The 1,078-nt window shown below is 53.0% G+C and carries 1 rRNA gene; it reads right to left on the bottom strand.

The features are described from left to right. Positions 1-14: 14 nt before the first annotated feature. Positions 15-1,078, bottom strand: a 16S ribosomal RNA gene (locus tag I2503_RS09370); the annotation flags it as partial.

Consider the following 1,078-nt stretch of genomic DNA (forward strand, 5'->3'; position numbering starts at 1 on the left):
ATCCATTTCCTTAGAAAGGAGGTGATCCAGCCGCACCTTCCGATACGGCTACCTTGTTACGACTTCACCCCAATCATCTATCCCACCTTAGGCGGCTGGCTCCAAACGGTTACCTCACCGACTTCGGGTGTTACAAACTCTCGTGGTGTGACGGGCGGTGTGTACAAGGCCCGGGAACGTATTCACCGCGGCGTGCTGATCCGCGATTACTAGCGATTCCGACTTCATGTAGGCGAGTTGCAGCCTACAATCCGAACTGAGACTGGCTTTAAGAGATTTGCTTGCCGTCACCGACTTGCAGCTCGTTGTACCAGCCATTGTAGCACGTGTGTAGCCCAGGTCATAAGGGGCATGATGATTTGACGTCATCCCCACCTTCCTCCGGTTTATTACCGGCAGTCTCGCTAGAGTGCCCAACTTAATGATGGCAACTAACAATAAGGGTTGCGCTCGTTGCGGGACTTAACCCAACATCTCACGACACGAGCTGACGACAACCATGCACCACCTGTCACCAGTGTTCCGAAGAAAAGCCCTATCTCTAGGACGGTCACTGGGATGTCAAGACCTGGTAAGGTTCTTCGCGTTGCTTCGAATTAAACCACATGCTCCACCGCTTGTGCGGGCCCCCGTCAATTCCTTTGAGTTTCAACCTTGCGGTCGTACTCCCCAGGCGGAGTGCTTAATGCGTTAGCTCCGGCACTAAGCCCCGGATAGGGCCTAACACCTAGCACTCATCGTTTACGGCGTGGACTACCAGGGTATCTAATCCTGTTCGCTACCCACGCTTTCGAGCCTCAGCGTCAGTTACAGACCAGAGAGCCGCTTTCGCCACCGGTGTTCCTCCATATATCTACGCATTCCACCGCTACACATGGAATTCCACTCTCCCCTTCTGCACTCAAGTTAAACAGTTTCCAAAGCATACTATGGTTAAGCCACAGCCTTTAACTTCAGACTTATCTAACCGCCTGCGCTCGCTTTACGCCCAATAAATCCGGATAACGCTCGGGACCTACGTATTACCGCGGCTGCTGGCACGTAGTTAGCCGTCCCTTTCTGGTAAGATACCGTCACA

The organism is Streptococcus sp. NLN64 (assembly GCF_015831295.1).
Taxonomy (GTDB): Bacteria; Bacillota; Bacilli; order Lactobacillales; family Streptococcaceae; genus Streptococcus.